Source organism: Carboxydocella thermautotrophica, from assembly GCA_003054495.1.
Classification (GTDB): Bacteria; Bacillota.
In genome coordinates, this window is the sequence record CP028514.1 from 2,168,325 (window position 1) to 2,185,797 (window position 17,473).

21 protein-coding genes and 1 riboswitch are annotated in these 17,473 nt (G+C 52.2%); of the genes, 1 reads left to right on the forward strand and 20 read right to left on the reverse strand.

Annotated features, from left to right (window positions below; all coding sequences use genetic code 11):
* Nucleotides 1-32 precede the first annotated feature (32 nt).
* Nucleotides 33-626, forward strand: a complete 594-nt coding sequence (locus CTH_RS10785) for a flavodoxin family protein (RefSeq protein WP_159071939.1) — start codon at nt 33-35, stop codon at nt 624-626.
* Here the strand turns inward: CTH_RS10785 and CTH_RS10790 are convergent.
* The 20 genes from CTH_RS10790 to CTH_RS10880 all read right to left on the reverse strand — a co-directional run bounded on the left by CTH_RS10790 (nt 607) and on the right by CTH_RS10880 (nt 17,434).
* Nucleotides 607-2,598: an HD-GYP domain-containing protein gene (locus CTH_RS10790; RefSeq protein WP_107753868.1), complete on the reverse strand. Its 1,992-nt coding sequence runs from the start codon at nt 2,596-2,598 to the stop codon at nt 607-609. The genes CTH_RS10785 and CTH_RS10790 overlap by 20 nt on opposite strands.
* A gap of 63 nt (nt 2,599-2,661) precedes the next feature.
* Complete coding sequence (locus tag CTH_RS10795; protein WP_159073871.1) at nt 2,662-3,381, reverse strand: PIG-L deacetylase family protein; 720 nt, start codon at nt 3,379-3,381, stop codon at nt 2,662-2,664.
* A gap of 5 nt (nt 3,382-3,386) precedes the next feature.
* The gene (locus tag CTH_RS10800) at nt 3,387-4,277 is read right to left on the reverse strand and encodes a DMT family transporter (protein WP_078664681.1); all 891 of its coding nucleotides are present in this window, start codon (nt 4,275-4,277) and stop codon (nt 3,387-3,389) included.
* Between the two features lie 108 nt (nt 4,278-4,385).
* Nucleotides 4,386-5,060, reverse strand: a complete 675-nt coding sequence (locus CTH_RS10805) for an IS1096 element passenger TnpR family protein (protein WP_078664682.1) — start codon at nt 5,058-5,060, stop codon at nt 4,386-4,388.
* 109 nt (nt 5,061-5,169) lie between these two features.
* On the reverse strand, nt 5,170-5,463 hold the full coding sequence (locus tag CTH_RS10810) for a hypothetical protein (protein WP_078664683.1): 294 nt from the start codon (nt 5,461-5,463) through the stop codon (nt 5,170-5,172).
* 19 nt (nt 5,464-5,482) lie between these two features.
* On the reverse strand, nt 5,483-6,676 hold the full coding sequence (gene dinB / locus CTH_RS10815) for a DNA polymerase IV (protein WP_174183026.1): 1,194 nt from the start codon (nt 6,674-6,676) through the stop codon (nt 5,483-5,485).
* Between the two features lie 103 nt (nt 6,677-6,779).
* On the reverse strand, nt 6,780-7,277 hold the full coding sequence (locus tag CTH_RS10820) for a MogA/MoaB family molybdenum cofactor biosynthesis protein (RefSeq protein ID WP_078664684.1): 498 nt from the start codon (nt 7,275-7,277) through the stop codon (nt 6,780-6,782).
* Complete coding sequence (locus CTH_RS10825; protein ID WP_078664685.1) at nt 7,270-7,710, reverse strand: MOSC domain-containing protein; 441 nt, start codon at nt 7,708-7,710, stop codon at nt 7,270-7,272. Before CTH_RS10825 ends, CTH_RS10820 begins: the two co-directional genes overlap by 8 nt.
* Nucleotides 7,698-8,153, reverse strand: coding sequence for a cyclic pyranopterin monophosphate synthase MoaC (gene moaC, locus CTH_RS10830; RefSeq protein ID WP_242947935.1), 456 nt, complete (start codon nt 8,151-8,153; stop codon nt 7,698-7,700). The genes CTH_RS10825 and moaC overlap by 13 nt, the downstream gene beginning before the upstream one ends.
* A 43-nt stretch (nt 8,154-8,196) precedes the next feature.
* A complete protein-coding gene (gene moaA / locus CTH_RS10835; RefSeq protein ID WP_078664687.1) occupies nt 8,197-9,177 on the reverse strand; it encodes a GTP 3',8-cyclase MoaA in 981 nt (326 codons plus the stop codon).
* Nucleotide 9,178: 1 nt separating this feature from the next.
* Entirely contained in the window at nt 9,179-10,831 is a 1,653-nt protein-coding gene (locus CTH_RS10840; protein WP_078664688.1) for a molybdopterin-binding protein, read from the reverse strand.
* Nucleotides 10,832-10,833: 2 nt separating this feature from the next.
* The gene (locus tag CTH_RS10845; RefSeq protein ID WP_079933492.1) at nt 10,834-12,093 is read right to left on the reverse strand and encodes a molybdopterin molybdotransferase MoeA; all 1,260 of its coding nucleotides are present in this window, start codon (nt 12,091-12,093) and stop codon (nt 10,834-10,836) included.
* Between the two features lie 9 nt (nt 12,094-12,102).
* Nucleotides 12,103-12,279: a hypothetical protein gene (locus CTH_RS14240; RefSeq protein WP_174182999.1), complete on the reverse strand. Its 177-nt coding sequence runs from the start codon at nt 12,277-12,279 to the stop codon at nt 12,103-12,105.
* A 65-nt stretch (nt 12,280-12,344) separates the two neighbouring features.
* Nucleotides 12,345-12,480: riboswitch (molybdenum cofactor riboswitch) on the reverse strand.
* Nucleotides 12,475-13,809 carry a PhoH family protein gene (locus tag CTH_RS10850; RefSeq protein ID WP_078664690.1) on the reverse strand — a complete coding sequence of 445 codons (1,335 nt, stop codon included), beginning with the start codon at nt 13,807-13,809 and terminating at the stop codon, nt 12,475-12,477. Its footprint overlaps the riboswitch before it by 6 nt.
* 251 nt (nt 13,810-14,060) lie before the next feature.
* A complete protein-coding gene (locus CTH_RS10855) occupies nt 14,061-14,255 on the reverse strand; it encodes a hypothetical protein (RefSeq protein ID WP_078664691.1) in 195 nt (64 codons plus the stop codon).
* A gap of 2 nt (nt 14,256-14,257) precedes the next feature.
* Entirely contained in the window at nt 14,258-14,605 is a 348-nt protein-coding gene (locus tag CTH_RS10860) for a type II toxin-antitoxin system Phd/YefM family antitoxin (RefSeq protein ID WP_242946593.1), read from the reverse strand.
* Between the two features lie 124 nt (nt 14,606-14,729).
* Nucleotides 14,730-14,975 (reverse strand): 4Fe-4S dicluster domain-containing protein, encoded by a 246-nt coding sequence (locus tag CTH_RS10865; protein WP_078664692.1) that lies wholly within the window; start codon nt 14,973-14,975, stop codon nt 14,730-14,732.
* 18 nt (nt 14,976-14,993) lie between these two features.
* Nucleotides 14,994-15,560 carry a 2-oxoacid:acceptor oxidoreductase family protein gene (locus CTH_RS10870; protein ID WP_078664693.1) on the reverse strand — a complete coding sequence of 189 codons (567 nt, stop codon included), beginning with the start codon at nt 15,558-15,560 and terminating at the stop codon, nt 14,994-14,996.
* A 4-nt stretch (nt 15,561-15,564) separates the two neighbouring features.
* A complete protein-coding gene (locus CTH_RS10875) occupies nt 15,565-16,317 on the reverse strand; it encodes a thiamine pyrophosphate-dependent enzyme (protein ID WP_078664694.1) in 753 nt (250 codons plus the stop codon).
* A 31-nt stretch (nt 16,318-16,348) separates the two neighbouring features.
* Nucleotides 16,349-17,434 (reverse strand): transketolase C-terminal domain-containing protein, encoded by a 1,086-nt coding sequence (locus CTH_RS10880; RefSeq protein ID WP_078664695.1) that lies wholly within the window; start codon nt 17,432-17,434, stop codon nt 16,349-16,351.
* Nucleotides 17,435-17,473 lie beyond the last annotated feature (39 nt).

The following is a 17,473-nucleotide window of genomic DNA, read 5'->3' on the forward strand; positions in this document are numbered from 1 at the left end:
ATAAAATGTTAACTAGAAAGGAGAGGATAGCTATGACCTCAGTTGCTGCTCTGGCCCTGCTGGGCAGCCCCCGCCACGGCAATTCCTGGACCCTGCTCAACACCGCCTGTCAAATTCTGAGCGAACAGGGGATTAAGGTAGAAATGATAGAACTGCACCGTTTGCAGCTTCACCCTTGCCTGGGCTGCAATGCCTGTGTAACTACCACTCAATGTATCCAGCAGGATGATATGCAATCCCTCTACCCCAAACTGCTATCCTGTCAGTATCTTCTACTGGCAGCCCCAATTTATGCCATGGGCCTCAATGCCCAGACCAAAATCCTGATCGATCGTCTGCAGCCTTTCTGGGGCAAAAAATATGTGCAAAAACAGGCAGTCATCGCCGATCCGCTTCTGGCTTCCCGTCGCCGGGCCTGGTATATCGGTGTGGCCGGCTCCAATTTGCCGGATGTGTTTCAGGGCGCAGAACAAGTAGTAAACTATGCCTTTAAGATGCTGGAAATGAAAAAATTCCCTTCTTTCCTGGTCAAACAGCTGGAAGATAAGGATGCTGTCCTGCATAGACCCGAATTGCTGGCAGAAATAAAAAAAGCGGCAGTGTCCCTTATTGCCGCCGGGAATTAACCGCCACCTCTGCCTCTCCTGCCAGTTTTCTAGCCCAGGGAAAGCTGCTGGCCAAATCGCGCCCGTAAGCCTTTTCTTCCTCCTCCAGCACTTCCAGAAAGGCATCCACTACCCGGGGGTCAAACTGAGCCCCAGCCTGACTGCTGATTTCTGCAACCGCTTCTTCTTTGCTTTTCGGCATACGATAGTGCCGAAAAGATGTCATAGCCGAATAGACATCGGCTACTGCCAGTATGCGGGCATATAGATGAATTTCCTCACCGTGTAATCCCCGGGGATAACCCAGTCCATTCCAGTATTCATGGTGTTGTTCCACCGCCAGCAGCACCTCCGGCGGCAGGCCGTATTTTTTCAGGATCTCACCTCCAAACAGAGGATGCTTTTTTATTTCCAACCTTTCTCCGGTGGTCAATAGGGCCGGTTTTAAAACTATATCCTGCCTGATCCCGATCATACCGATATCATGGACCAGCGCAGCCTGAAACAATAATTCCAGTTCGCGCCCGGCCAATTTTAATTTTTCCCCTATTTTTACCGCCATTTTTGCTGTTTTTTCCAGGTGACTTTGTAAATAGGGGGCAAAGTGGCCAGCAATTTCGGTCAAAGCGAGCAAACGCTGTTTTTCCATATTGTTTAACAATACTGCAAACTTTCGCTTATCCAGGGTCCGGCTGATGAAATTGGCTAACATTTTGCCACATTCCCAGTCCAAACTGGTAAAGGGCATATTATTTGCCTTATTGGCAGCAATCAGATATCCGCCATTGGCAAGAGGAAACAACATTAAATTATTTATCTTGCCTGCCAGTTCCTGCAACCCGAGAATAGCGGGAGCGTTGATTACTATTCCCTCAGCATGGGTTTTCGTTAGAGCCAGTAACCCCTGAAAATAGTCCCGCTTGATAATTTCCTGGATATTGGCTGGCTCTTTGCCAGCTTCTGCTTTTGCCAGTTCCAGCTGACCGTTAGTGCTGGAAAACAACAGGATTCCGGTTTGCGCTTCAGTGCATGCCAGTAAAGTCTGAAACCAGAACTCGTCCCATGAATGGTAAAAAGCAGCTTCCAGAGTCAGCACCCGGGGAATAATACTGCTCAGGTCTTTTTCTTTTAGCCTGACCGATGACCGCAAAGTCACAAGATATAATTCTTCTGCAACAATTTCCTTAATCGGGTTTAAAGAATAATCAAATTCTGAAATTATAATCTTTTTTTCATAGCATGCTCGCTCTACACAGTCACGAATTTCCGGCCAGAAATCCTTTTCCTGTTCACTCAGAACGCCAAAAGCCAGTACAGGCTGCCAGCTACCTCCCATTTTTTTTATCACCAGTCCACCCGGACACGTTGTAACATAAACCAAAATAGCGCTTGCAGCTTGTTTTAGGTCTTTTTCTACTCCTTCGCCTGAATACTGCTTTCTCTCTATTTCCACCAGTATACGGACAAGATTGGCAAAAGCCTGTTTATGTACAGCATGTAGATAACTGTCGACCAGATTACGCCATCGAAAAAAAATCAATCCAAAGGCCAAAATCGTAAAGATAAAGTAAAGAAGCAAAAAATTTGAACTAATTAAGCCAGTTATTTTCAGCACGACCACTAATATTTGTTGAGCAATTACTATCGGTGTAAGTTCCACAAAGTCATAACTATATAACGCTAATAAAATAAGGGGAATCACACCATAATCAGCAAAACCATGACCATTCCACACCAGACCCAAACCGAGCAAATGCTCAATAACCAGTACGCTCCAGAACACTGTCCCCGCCAGTCTTCGTATCCAGATCCGATATATAATAATGAACCATATTGCTAAAATAACCAGCGCTGCTACTATCCAGGTTGTGGGTTTATGGAAATATAAATATCCCGCCAAAATCATACCCAGATAAAAGCAAAAACGCAAACAGCGGATGATAGCCAGCCATACCTGTCTTTGTTTCACATTTTGAGTAAAAAAATAGACCATAGCTGCCACCTCCGCTGTTAGGTATTACCTTTTTTTTTTTTTTTGTTTTATTTTACCATTTTTTTATTTATTGTTCAAGATTCCCCTTTCTTTTTCTCCGCCCGTCCATACCGGCCACACCCGGTGAAAACCCTCTTTGGATAGGGCTTTCTGCAACTGTTCCTCCGTCAGGCTGAAAAAGACCCGCTCCAGAGACAGGTGCTGGGTACGGTGACATAACAGAGCCTGTTTTTTCACTTCCACCCATTCCCCGACATCCAGTACCGTTGTAACCGGCAGAGAAGGCAAAGCCTGTCTTAACTGCAAATGTTCCCGCACTCCCTGCTCCCAGGCATAATAGTAGAGACGGGCCGGCCGCTCTTCCTCCGGCAGGCTCCAGAAAGCCAGGGTGGCAAAATGACTGATGGCCCGGTGGTCAACATGGCCGCTGATGCCATCCGGCCCGAAGGTCACCAGTACTTCCGGCCTTTCTTCCTTGAGCAGTTGCACTATTTTCCCCACAATTTCGGCCGGGTTAGCCAGCAGTACCTCCTTATCCCGATAACCCAAAAACTCCACCCGGCTGATTCCTAACACCTCAGCCGCTGCCCGCAGTTCCCGTTCCCGCACTTCTCCCAATTCTTCCTGGCGACAAAGAGGTGGGTCACCGCATTTACCCGCTTCCCCGCGGGTAGCGCACACCAGCACCACCCGGTGTCCCCGCCGGGCATAGCGGGCAATGGTGCCACCGGCCCCAAAGGATTCATCATCCGGATGGGCCAGCACAAACATTAATGTAGCCATCATCCTCACCCCCGATTGGTAAGATAGACGCCTCCAGCTACCAGGAGGCCACCTATAAGCTGGGCCTGTTGCAAGGGCTGCTGCCAGACCAGCCAGGATAAGAGGGCAGCAAATACCGGTATCAGGTTAAGAAAAACAGCGGCCCGGGCCGGCCCCAGGCCCTGTACTCCCTTATTCCAGCCGATAAAGGCCAGCACTGAAGCAAAAATCCCGATATAGAGGATGCCAGTAATCACCTCTGGCCGCTGCCAGGGCAGGGCCATGATATTGATTTGCCCCAGTTCCCAGCCTGCCACCGGATAGAGCAACACAGTTCCAATAGCTGTACTCCAGGCGGTGGCACTCAATACCGGTATTTCCTTCATCACCTGGCGGCTGCTGAAAATATAGACTGTCCAGATGAACAAATCCAGCACCATGGTCAGGTCGCCCCAGTTCAAACCCAGCCGGGTCAAGCGCTGCCAGGAACCCTGGCTCACTACCCAGACCACCCCGGTGAGGGACAGGCCCAGCCCCAGCAGCTGGCGGCGGTTCAGTTTCTCCCGAAACAGGAAATAGGCCAGGGCAGCGATCACTACCGGATTAGCACTGCTGATCAAAGCTGCATTAGTCGGAGTAGTATATTTCAAGGCCAGATACACCAGGGAGTTGAACAAAAATACCCCGCTTATCCCCATTAACAGTAAATGCTTCTGGTATTTTTTTATCTGGGGCCAGGCCAGTTTTTCCTGCCACCAGGCCCAGGGCAGCAAAATCAAGGAAGCTACTGTCCAGCGCAAAGCGGCCAGGGTCCAGGGCGGAATCATTTTAACCAGGAATTTGCCAAAAACGAAATTACCGCCCCAGAGCAGGTTGGTTAACACCAGTATCAGCATGGCCAGACGGTTTTTGTTCAATGCTTACACCTCCAGTAAAGAAAAAAGCACCCCTGTTAGGATGCTACCATGTTACCATTCTATAATAGCTATTATATCATTCCCTGTACCCAGTACAAAATCCTAATGTCATCCTTTTTCCCCGCAATAACCGCAAACCCCCATCCTGGGAGAATTGACTACAGGTAGCATCATATCCTCACCACATTCATGTTCCTCGCCACATTCAGTACAATAAAAGGCATCTTCTTTATAAATACAGCAACTGCACAATTGTACCGCCGGTCTCCCACACTCTACACAAACAAACTCAGGTGGAAGGTTGCGGGCCATTAGTATTACTTTTTCTTTGCGCTTTGCTCCTGTCTTTGTTGATATTACCTTTAATTTTAATACTGTAGTTGAGCCAAAATCATATTCATGTATAAATTCAAGTCCTTCATACAAAACATCATTCAACTTCACTTTCATACTCTTATTTCTTCCAAACATGATATCTGGGTCAGGGTCTGAATCATAAATTTTGCCCTCAATTCTGAATCTGCTCAAATGACCACAACACTCCAGCCACCTGTCTCTTAAAAACTGATCCAGATCCTTTAAAGAAGCTTTCGCAGACACATCCAAATACATACAATATTCTTTCTGATAGTAACCCTGAACCTGGACCCAATAATACACCTCTTCCCCGGGCTGAGTTTTTTCTTTTCTAACCTCACACTTCTCCAGATGCCTCTTGATGGCAACCTTTCCGAAAAGTTCCCCACAATAATTACATTTGATACCTTCATTTTTCTTCTTCATTTTATTCCTTCCTTCTATTTCCTTTGTGTTTACTTTTACACCTTTTTAGCAGTATTTTATCAAATTCACCTTGCCATTTCCATGGTTTATTACTCTTTTATATCATTAATTACCATTCCCAATCAACCAGTTGTACTTCAATAATATATCGTTCCCTGAGCCGCCGTATCCTGCTCTGGGGAGTGACCCCTTCCAGCACCCCTCCCTGCAGGCGAAAGGAGGAAAAAAGCAACTCTTTGGCCTGCCCCTGCCAGTAATATATGATCCGGATGCCTTTTCCTTCCTGCCAGGCCTGCTGCAACAGGCCCCTGATTTTTTCCCTGTCCGCTTCCTCCAGCCTTTTCCAGGGCGGTTTGCCTGCCTGTTCGTGAATAACCAGTTCCCGCATTTCCGGCAATAACATGCGATGTCCCTCCCACAGCTTATTCCCTCTGTCCATAATGAATCCCCGCCTCAGTCAAGGTTCCTCCCCGCATGATGCTGTAACGGCCAAAGCGTTCCCGAATCAGATCACAGGTCTGGTTTAACCGCTCCAGTTTCAGCTTTTCCCCGAAAACATCCAGCTGCAAGGCGGTTTTGGGGCGCAATTTAGAAAGGCCCACTCCTACCAGCCGTACCCTTTTCCCTTCCGGCCAGTAGCGCTCCAGCAAAGTGCAGGCCTGGCGGTAAATATCCTCGGTCAAATCCGAATATTTCCAGAGGCTGGCCGACCAGGAATAGAAATGGAGTTCACTATCCCGCAGGGTCAGGGAAACGGTTTTGCCTTCATATCCTCCCTGACGTACCCGCCGCCCTACCATTTCCGCCAGTTCCAGAATCGCTGCCCTCAACTCCCGGTAACTGGCATAGTCCCGGGGCAAAGTCATCTGATTGCCAATGGATTTGGCCGTTTCCAGGGACCCCGGACTGACCGGGCTGTAATCAATGCCATTGGCTGACATATGTAATACCCGCCCGATGATGCCAAACCGCCGCTCCAGCACCTCTACCGGGAAATTGGCCAGGTCACCGATGGTCTTGATGCCCATAGCCTGCAATTTCCGCTCCGTTCTGCTACCCACGCCAAAAAGCTCCCGCACCGGCAGGGGCCAAAGCCGCCGGGGCACATCTTCCCCGCGCAGCAAAGTTAAACCATCGGGTTTTTCCAGTTCTGCCGCCATTTTGGCTACCAGCTTATTGGGCCCAATCCCGACCGAACAGGTCACTCCTACTTCCTCCCGAATCCGCCGCTTCATCTCCCGGGCCACTGTAAGAACATCACCAAATAACCCCTCACACCCCTTGAGATCAACAAAGGCTTCATCAATGGAAAAGGGCTCCACCAGGGGCGAATATTCCCGGATGATTTGCAGGATGCGGCGGGAGAAAGCCAGATACTGGCCATAGTCAGGACGGACATAGATACCATGGGGCAAAAGGGTTCGGGCCTCCCAGGCAGTCATCCCCGTTTTGACCCCGTATTTTTTGGCTTCATAGGATGCTGCCAGCACAATCCCGCGCCGCTGCTCCCGGTCCCCGCATACCACCACCGGCTTACCCCGTAAGCCCGGGTCCAGGGCCTGGTGAACCGAGGCAAAAAAGGCATTCATATCAATCAGTAGAATAGTGGGCTCCAACGCAACCCCTCCTCTGAACAAATGTTCCGTTTCAGCTCTATTATAATCTTTGAACATCTGTTCTGTCAAGCCCAAAAATAAAACAGAGGTTCGCACCTCTGTTTTATTGCCGGGCACACTCCCCTGTTTGTCCCTTCATAATCTCAATCCCATGGGGCAGGGCGGGCAGGATAACTTCCAGGCATTCCTGTACCGCCTTGGGACTGCCGGGAAGGTTAATGATCAGGGACCGTTTCCGCTGCCCGGCTACCGCCCGGGACAGCATGGCCCGGCTGGTTTTTTTCAGGCTTTCCATCCGCATCACTTCTGCAATTCCAGGAACCAGGCGGTCTATTACCTGCAGGGTAGCATCGGGGGTAACATCCCGCGGCCCCAGCCCGGTGCCACCGGTGGTAAGGATAAGATCCACTCCTCGTTCATCCACCAGCCAGAGCAGTTTTTCCTTAATTACTTCCAGCTCATCGGGAATCACCAGATATTCTGCCAGTTCTCCGCCGATTTCTTCCACCAGCTCCCGGATGACCTGGCCGCTCATATCCTGGCGCTCCCCCCGGGAGCCTTTGTCCGAGGCGGTCAACACCGCAAAGGTGAATTTAGCCATCCTGCAGCACCTCCACCTGGTCCCCTACCTTGATGGGACCACCGGTCAGGATTTTGACAAAAATCCCCTCTTTGGGCATGACACAATCCCCCGCCTGATAATAAATAGCGCAACGGGTGTGGCACTCTTTGCCGATCTGGGTTACCTCCGCCACAGCCTGCGGACCCAGGCGCAATTTGGTGCCCACCGGCAAGCTGAGCAGGTCAATCCCTTCTGTGGTCAGGTTTTCGGCAAAATCTCCGGGGCCTACCTCCAGTCCCAGCTGCCGCATTTTCTCAATGCTCTCCAGAGCCAGCAGGCTAACCTGGCGGTGCCAGGGTCCGCCATGGGCATCTCCGGCCAGACCGAAATCAGGCACCAGTTCCCCGGCACCCACATTTTTCTTGCGCATGCCTTTTTTCTCACTGATACACACTGCTACTATTTTCCCCATTGTTCTTCCCCTTCCCGTAGATAGTGGCCGCTTTTGCCCCCCGTTTTTTCCACCAGGCGAATTTCGCCGATAACCATGTCCTTGTCCACGGCCTTGCACATATCATAGATGGTCAGAGCCGCAATGCTTACTGCCGTCAGGGCTTCCATCTCCACTCCCGTTTGCCCGGCCGTCTTGACCCGGGCCTCGATCAGCACCCGGGAATTGTTTTCATCCAGCTGAAAATCCAGGCGCGCCCCGCTGATAAAAAGAGGATGACACATGGGAATCAGGCTGGCAGTAGCCTTGGCACCCATGATGCCCGCTACCTGGGCTACAGCCAGCACATCCCCCTTGGCCATTTTCCCCTCCTTGATCAAAGCCAGGGTCCGGGGGTGCATTCGTACTTCCCCGCGGGCTACCGCCTCCCGCCGGGTCACTTCCTTGGCAGAAACATCCACCATACGCGCCCGGCCCTGGGAATCAAAATGGGTCAGTTCCACCGCTTCACCCTCCTATCTGAAACATTTTGCGCTCATTTTCACCCCAGCCCGTTTCCCCCATGCTGTGGGCCTGGGGCTTCTGGCCGATGACATCCTGAAAAATTGCCACCAGTTCCTCGAACCTGGCCCCCTGCCGGAGGGGGGTTTTGATATCCACTTCCCGTCTGGCATGGAGGCAAGGTCTGAGCATCCCTTCGGCTGTCAGGCGCAGACGGTTACAGGTGCCACAGAAATGCTGGCTGATGGGGCTGATAAATCCCACCGTCCCCCGGTAACCCGGCACCTGATAATAGCGAGCCGGTCCCCAGCCGGCAACCCTGGGCCCTGGTTCTAAGGTATAGCGACGGCCCAGCTGCAAAAGAATCTCTTCCATCGTCAGACGGCGCTGATGGGCCCAGGCATCGGCCGTGCCAATAGGCATCAGCTCGATAAAGCGGACGTGCAATTCCCGCTCCCTGGTTAGTTCCACAAAATCAAACAATTCATCATCATTGAAGCCGCGCATGACTACCATATTGAGCTTCACAGGAGTGAGACCATGCTCCAGGGCCGCCGCCAGCCCCTCCCAGACTTTTTCAATTTGTCCCCCCCTGGTCAGTTCCCGAAACCGGTCAGAGCGCAGGGTATCCAGGGAAACATTTACCCGGTTTAACCCGGCAGCTTTCAGTTCTGCTGCCAGAGGAGCCAGCAAAACCCCATTGGTGGTCAGGGCAATATCGTCTATGCCGGGAATAGCCTTGAGCTGGCGGATAAACTCCACCACACCCCGTCGGACCAGGGGCTCACCGCCGGTAATGCGGATTTTGCTGATACCTACTGCCGCCCCGGCTCGCACTATTTCAGTGATTTCCTCCAGGCGCAAAATGTCCTCATGTTCCTTTAGCTCCACTCCGTCTGCCGGCATGCAGTAAAGGCAGCGCAAATTGCAGCGATCAGTAATGGAAATGCGTAAATAATTAATTTCCCGTTCAAAGGTGTCCTTCATCTCAGGTCCCGCCTTCCCAGCGGTCCAGCAGGAAGGCCTTTTCCGGCCGTACCAAAAGCCAGACCTGTTCCTCCTGTACCGGTTTAAATTGCAACTGATAAAGTTCAGCCACTTCCTGACTGCACCAGGCCCTGGGCCACAGCCCCGCCATCACTGCTGCCGCACCTTTAAGGAGATGACTCTCCTCCCTGCCCGGTTCCGGGCCAGGCTCGCTCTCCCGGTAAGCCCAGCCCATCAGCCGTTTTCCCAGCAACCGGGCGGGAAAAGCAGCCGGGGGCTGTTCTCCCGCCCAGAGAGTTCCATGAACTTCCCCCCGGCTGAGGGCGAGAAAACCGGCCTGGGAGCCGGTGGGGTAATAGCCCACTTTTTGCCCTTGCTGAGCCAGTTCCAGCAACTTTTCTTCAAAGGGCTGCCAGTAAGTACCGCCAAACCACCACTGTTCCTGGATTTCCGCCAGGGGGCGGAAAAGCTGGACTTCCACTTCCGTCCCGGCTTCAAAGCCCTCACTGAGGCGCGGAACCACCAGCAAACCATCGGCCTGGACCAGGGAAGAAATGGCTCCTGCTCCCCGGCCCAGGGGCACAGCGACCAGCTCCGCTTCCTGGGCCAGCAGTTTAACCCGCACAAACTCCTCCTGGCCCAGGGGAGATACCACCTTGCGGACCAGGCGGGCCCGGGCCGTCGCCCGCCCTGGCAACTGCCCGCCCCGCAGCAGTTCCAGCACCGGTTTCACGAAAAGTTCACAGGTAAGGGCCGCGGATACGGGATAACCGGGCAGACCGATCACCGGCTTACCCTGAACCTCGCCCAGAATCACCGGTTTGCCGGGCTTGATGGCTACCCCGTGACTGACCAGGGTGCCCAGTTCCGCAATCACCCGGGCGGTAAAATCCTCGGAACCGGCAGAAGAGCCGGCATTGATGACTACCAGGTCATAGTTTGCTGCCGCTTCCGCCACCCTGGCCTTGAGCAGCTCATAGTCGTCAGGCAGAGCGGGTTGCCGTTCTGCCACTGCATCCCATTCCTCGATCAAACCGGCCAGCAAACGGGAATTGAATTCCAGGATATCCCCAGGCTTCACTTTACTCCCTGGTTCCACCAGTTCCGTACCGGTGGGGAAGACGGCCACCCGGGGCCGGGCCCGTACTTCTACCTCAGTTACATTGGCAGCCAGCAAAGCCGCCGCCAGATATGGAGTAATGCGATCCCCCGGCCAGGCCAGCACTTCACCGGCAGCAATATCCTCCCCTACCAGGCGTATGTGCTGCCAGGGCGCAGCCGCCCCATTGATTTCCACATACTCTCCCCGGGGAGTCGCCTGTTCAATCATTACCACTGCATCATAACCGGCGGGAATCACATCCCCGGTATCCACATAAACCGCCTCCGACCCCACCAGGAGCCGGGCCGGTTTGGTCTCGCTGGCCCCAAAGGTGGTTTCCGCTCTGACCGCATACCCATCCATAGCTGAAGCCGGATAATGGGGATTGGCCAGCTGGGCCCGAATGGCCCTGGCTACCGTCCGGCCCAGGGCCTGTTCTACCGCCAGCCGCTCTGGAAGCAGCGGTCTTACCCCTGCCTGCTCCAGCTGGCTCAGATAATTGGCCAGGGTTTCCTGCCGCGGTAAATTATCCAGATAGACTTTCTTGCCCAAATTTAACCCTCCTCAAACAAGCCGATACTGACCAGTTCCCCGGCACTGATGCCATCCTGTTCCAGAGGAATGCGCAAAATGCCATCGGCTTTGACCATGGTGGATAATAGGCTGGATTTGCCCAGAATGGGGACTGCCCACAATTCCCCCTCCCGCCACTCCAGGGCACAGCGCACATGATCCTCCCGGGCCGGACCGGAGAGGACATTCCGCTCCAGCCGGGCAGTGACTGTCAGTCTGCCTTCCCGGTCCCGGTAGGGAGCAGGAGCGGGTAGCCCCAGCAGAGCCCGTAAAATGGGGCGCAGGAACAGGTCAAAAGTCACCATCGCCGAAACCGGATGTCCGGGTAAACCCACCGCCAGTTTCTGGCCACAGCGGGCCAGAATAGTGGGCTTGCCCGGCCGCACCGAGATGCCGTGCACAAATACCCCCGGTTCCCCCAGGGAGGCCAGCACTTCCCCGGTAGCATCCCTGGTTCCCACCGAACTGCCCCCGGAAACGATCAGCACATCATTTTCCTCCAGGGCCTGGCGGGCCACCGCCAGCAACTGCTCTTTCTGGTCCCGGATAACACCATACAGCCGGGGTTCACCCCCCAGTTCGTCCACCAGGGCATATAGGGTATAGGAATTCATATCCCGCACCTGGCCCGGTCCCGGTTCCTGTTCAGGAGCCACAATCTCGTCTCCGGTGGAAATCAGAGCTACCCGGGGTTTGACCGCTACCGTAACCTCGGTGATGCCCAGCCCGGCCAACAGCCCCAGATCCTGGGCCCGCAGGCGCCGTCCCGCCGGCAATACCTCCTGACCAGGAGTCACATCCTCCCCCGGCCGCACCACATTTTCCCCCGGCGCTACCGGTTTCAGTACCGCCACCATTCCCGGTGCCATTTCCGTATATTCCAGCATCACAATGGCATCCGCCCCCTCAGGTAACATGCCACCGGTGCTGATGGCCATGGCACTGCCGGGCGGCAGGGGCCCGGGAGGGGCCTGTCCCATCAAGACCTCCCCCACCAGGGGCAAAAAGACCGGCAAATCCTCCGTAGCCCCGAAGGTATCCGCTCCCCGCACCGCATAACCATCCACGGTAGAACGGTAAAACCCCGGCACTGCCGTCGGACTGACTACCTTTTCTGCCAGCACCCGGCCCCGGGCTGCCAGCAGGGGCACCCGTTCCGGGCGAGGGCGAAAGTCCTGCAAATGTTGTTCCAATCTGGCCAGTGCCTCTGGCACAGTGATTACCTTCCCGAACTCAGCCATATAAACCTCCTAGAAACAGCCCAGCTGACAGGCCTTAATACGAATTCCCAGTTCATTGCATATTTTCCCCACCAGTCCCTTTTCTACGCCCAGCTCTTCCGCCAGAGCCCAGGCCTGGGCACAGGTGATTCTGCCTTCAGGCGCAGCTTCTTTTAATAATTGCCGCAATTTTTCTACCTTGTCCATCTTTCTCCCTCCTGTGATCAAAATAAAACAGCCGGCTTCCCGGTGTCAGCCGACTGTTTTCCTTCCATCCACAGCAGACTGTTCCTTTCCACCGGGAGGCAAAAGGGTTTCCCCCTTTACCCTCGAGCCTCAAGCATGGCTCTGGCCAAAGGCCTTGGGCAAACAGCCTGTAGGTCCTTTGACTCGGAACATAAGTTAAATTATGGTTGCCGCCAGCTCAGCCAGCTCTGACCTTTCCCCTTTGGTGAAGACCACATGGCCGGCGATAGGCTGGTCCTTGAATTTTTCGGCCACAAAAGTGAGGCCATTGCTATTGGAATCCAGATAAGGATGATCCACCTGGAATGGATCACCGGTTAAGACTATTTTAGTACCTTCTCCCACCCTTGTCAAAATGGTTTTAACTTCATGAGGGGTCAGGTTCTGGGCCTCATCCACAATAACAAACTGATGAGGGATGCTGCGGCCCCGAATATAGGTTATGGCTTCCAGCTCCAGCTGGCCCCTTTCCTTGAAATAGCGCAAAGTGGTTTCAATACTGGTAGGTTTGCTGTCCTTTTCCTTTTTGCCTTCTTTGACTCCACTCAGTATATATTCGATATTATCATAAATGGGACTCATCCAGGGACGCAGTTTCTCATCCTTCTCCCCGGGCAGAAAACCGATATCATTGCCCAGGGGCACGATGGGCCGGGTTACCAGCAATTTTTTGTAATCCTCTGTTTCTACCACCTGTTCCAGACCGGCGGCAACAGCCAGCAGGGTCTTACCGGTTCCGGCCTGGCCTACCAGAGTCACCAGTTTGATGTTAGGATCAAACAGCAATTCCATGGCAAAACGCTGTTCCTTGTTACGGGCTCTGATGCCAAAAGCATCTTTGTTGCCATAGCGCAAAGGCACAATCGCCTTTTTGCTATGGTCAAACCGTCCCAGAGCAGACTGTCCCGTCTCTTCACAGAGCAAGGTAACAAACTGGTTGGCAACCAGCTCCCCGCCGGTGAAATCAACCAGCTGTCCCTCCTGATAGAACCGATCAATCTGGTCTCCTGCTACCTTAAGGGTAGTGGTACCGGAGTACATCTCTTCCACATTGACCCGGTCGGTTTTGTAATCCTCGGTCTTGATGCCCAGGGCATCAGCCTTGATGCGCAGGTAAATATCCTTGGTCACCAGGGTAACTTCCCGTTCCGGATATTTGTCAGCATACATTTTGGCCAGAGCCAGGATGGAGTTATCCGCTTTGTGGCTTTTGATTTCCGGGATTTTGGGCAAATCGATGGCCAGTTCCACCCGCAGGAAGCCTCCACCAGGAGTGGGAATGCCTTCATGCAATTTACCGGATTGGCGCAGCTGATCCAGAGCTTTGGCAACCCGCCGGGCATTGCGCCCCACCTCATCCATGCGTCTTTTCTGTTCATCCAGCTCCTCAATCACCAGCAGGGGTAAAACCACCTCATGCTCCTGAAAGCGAAACAGGGATTGCGGATCATGCAGCAAAACATTGGTATCCAGTATGAAGAGTTTTTTCAAGCCGCCTACCCCTTTCTGTATCTATTTCCTGTTAAATTCGCCATCAGCTGCAGTTTTTCCTTCCTGCCTGAATATTATTTCTTTTTTCGCCATCTTTACGCTTATCGAAAAACAGCTTATAATATAACTGTAAATACGACATCCTCGTATGGATGGTCGTAAGCTGCCCTATAAGTTCTCCATGATTAAGGACGTTCGAAGTTCGAGGTTGAAGATTGAAAGGGACAGTAGTAAGCTATACTACTGTCCCTTTATTTGTCTATTCTTTTCTGTGCCAGTAAGTAAACCTCATCATCTGCCCTGGCAGAAATAATAATAATCTTCATAACCTCTTTTTCTCTTACCAGCTTATATACCACTCGAAGGCCAAGCACCTGTAAGCGCTGGCTGTGGTCAAGGCGCATCAAGTCCTTGATTGCTTCTTTCAAGTATTCTACCTGCCACATAGTTATTCTATCTCCACATCTACATTTTCTAAATCCGTGCTAATTATACCAAGATCAGATAAAACTTTTTCCTGAGGGATAAAATCATCCTCTTTGGCTTTTTCCATACGCCTTTCGGCTTCCAGCAGCAGACGGTACTCCTCTATAGCTTCAAGCATTTGTTCATACAGCTCAGGCTTTAAAAGCACGCATGCCGGAGTGTTATTTTTCACCACAATCTTAAATCCCGTTTCCCTGACCTCTTCAAAGATTTTATTAGCCTCCCCTTTATTAAACCTGGAAATTGGCACTAGAGAATTTAACACCCTGCTTACGGTGATTTTTTCAAACATAATATCAGCCCCTTTCATAATAGACTTCCTGAAAATATTGTATGTTTGATTGATAAATTTGTCAATATTTTTATTGATATTTCTCTCCTGCCGGAGAATATAAAAATCGCCCCTGCACAGGGGGCGATTTTCGCTTTTCGTCCTATTTTTTCTTTTCCACTGACAGGGCACAATCAGGACATACGGTCTGACAAATGCCGCAGAGGATGCATTTTTCCATATCAGCCACTACGGCCGGAGTCCCATATACACCCAGGGTTTTGGACCAGGAAATACAGGAAACCGGGCATTTTTCGATGCACAACCCACAGCCTTTGCAAAGGCGCGGAAAAATGGCCCACTGCCCTTTTTGTCCCTCGTGGATTTCAACCTTCTTCAAGTAGTCCACTGTTTTTTCCCTCCTCGGTTAAGCCTGCTGGGCCAGGGCATAGCCCTTCTCCAGGGCAGCGAAGTTCAAGTCTCTCAGTTTGGGGTTTTGTTCAAACTTGTAACCGAGTTTCTTTTCAATAGCATTTTTAGCCTGTTCTAAAGTTACCACCCCGGTTGCCCCGATAACTGCACCCATAATAAGGATATTGAAAACCCGGGGGTGCAACTCGTTTTTGGAAATTTCCAGAGCCGGAATGCCCATGACTTTCTTAGCATTTTTAGGGAGGTATTCTTCTACCTCTTCGATAGATGTATCATAAACAAACAGGGTATTAGGCCCTACATATTGCTGAGTGCGAACTACTGCCCGGTCGCTCAAAGCCACTACGATATCACCTTTAACGAATTTGGGTGCAGCAATTTTTTCATCATCGATCTGCAAAAAGGCAATGGATACGCCACCCCGTTGCTCCACGCCGAAGTTGGGAATATAGAGGGCTTCCCGCCCGGCCTGGTTGGCGGCCTCAGCGATAATTTCCGCTACGGATTGAACCCCCTGGCCCCCTTCACCGGCCAGAGCGATTTTCACCAGTTTGCTGGACATATTCTTAGCCCTCCTTCTGTGCCGGGGTCTTGATTTCCCCTACTTTGAAGTACTTGGTCATTTCCTTTTCAATAAAGTTCCAGGTATCCCGGGCATTGGTCCGCCAGTTGGTGGGACAGCCAGAGAGAGCTTCCACAAAGGAGAAACCATTGCCTTCCATCTGGTTTTGCAGGGCTTTCTTGATGAAGCCCTTCAGCTGCCGCATATTGGCTACTGTACCCCGGGCCACATAGGCTCCATCCTGTGTAATAGCTGCCACTGCCTCCGGACCCTGGGTGGGATAGCCCATGGTTTCCACATCGCGACCATAAGGAGAGGTTTCGGTTTTCTGGCCCGGCAGGGTAGTAGGAGCCATCTGACCACCGGTCATACCGTAGTTGGTGTTGTTGACCAGGATAACAGTTACATTTTCGTTGCGAGCAGCAGCATTGAAAAGGTGCTGAGAACCGATGGCATAACCGCCACCATCCCCCATATAAGCAACTACAATCCGGTCGGGGCGGGCCCGTTTGATCCCGGTCATCACCGGGGTTGTCCGGCCATGGTGGGTCTGTACACTATCTACATCAAAAAAGTCCCAGGCCAGCAGGGAGCAACCGATATCACAACCGAAAACTACTCTATCCTGAATCCCCAGTTCATCAATAGCTTCCCCCAGAGCCTTTAACACATCACCGTGACCGCAACCGGGGCAAAACTTGTGGGGTTTGGATTCTTTCCGCCAGCATTTAGGCATACGCAACAATTCCACGGACATGGCTTAACCTCCTTCCGTTATCTACCCGATCCTAAAGCAAAGATTTTACTTTTTCTTCCACTTCTTCAGCAGTAATGCCCACACCGGGTTTGAACAGGCCTTCAATGGGAGTATTGATACCATAAATAGCCTGCTTGACCAGCTTATCCAGCTGACCCAGAGCGGATTCCACTACCAGCAGCTTGCCGGTTTTGGCAGCTACTTCTTTCAGCTGCTGCTCCGGGAAAGGCCGCAGGGTGATGGGCCGGAAATATCCAACTTTATACCCGGCAGTCCGCAGGGCCTGGTAAGCCCCCAGAGCGGCCCGGGAAACTACGCCAGCGGAGACGATGACCAGATCGGCATCTTCACAATCGCGGGCATCATATTCGATGATTTCCGGTGCTACCCGGTTGTACTCCTCAGCATAGCTCATGACGATTTCATACAATTCTTCTTCGGTGTTGTAGGTATTGCGCATATGATTGGGCTGCCGGTCAACTCCGATGGAACCTTCCTTACCTACAAACGGATAGGGTTCAACCAGCTTGATACCTCTTTCTTCGGGATCATAGAGAACTACTGATTCCCGCATCTTGGCCTGGTAGCCATCCCCCAGCACAAAGGTGGGCCAGCGATAGGTCCAGGCAGTATTGAAGGCCTTGATGGTGTAGTCGAACAGCTCCTGGTGAGTGGCAGGAGCATATACAATCCGGAAGCCTTCTCCGTTACCACCATATGTAGTCAGAGTGACTTCCTGCTGGGAGTAGATAACGGTAGCTGTAGACGGGCCACCCCGCTGCTGGACAATCAGGACAGTGGGAATGCGCATCATTTCTGCCATGGCCATGGGTTCCTGCATCAACACATTACCAGGGCCTGCAGTAGCGGTAAAGGCTTTTTTCCCCGCCAGCACGCCGCCAATGGTAGTAAAACCGGCAGATAATTCGTCTTCAGTTTGGAGGAATTTCTTGTCATACTTGGGAGCAAGACGAGTCCAGTAATGCATGATTTCGTTCTGGGGAGTAATGGGGTAACCATACATGATGTCAGCTTTGGCAGCTACGGCCGCCCAGGCGATGACCTCATTACCGGTCATAAATGCTTTCTTCTCCCCTTGAATGGGCTTTTCAGCCATGTAACCTACACCTCCTGTATACTTCTCCACGGGCGGGTT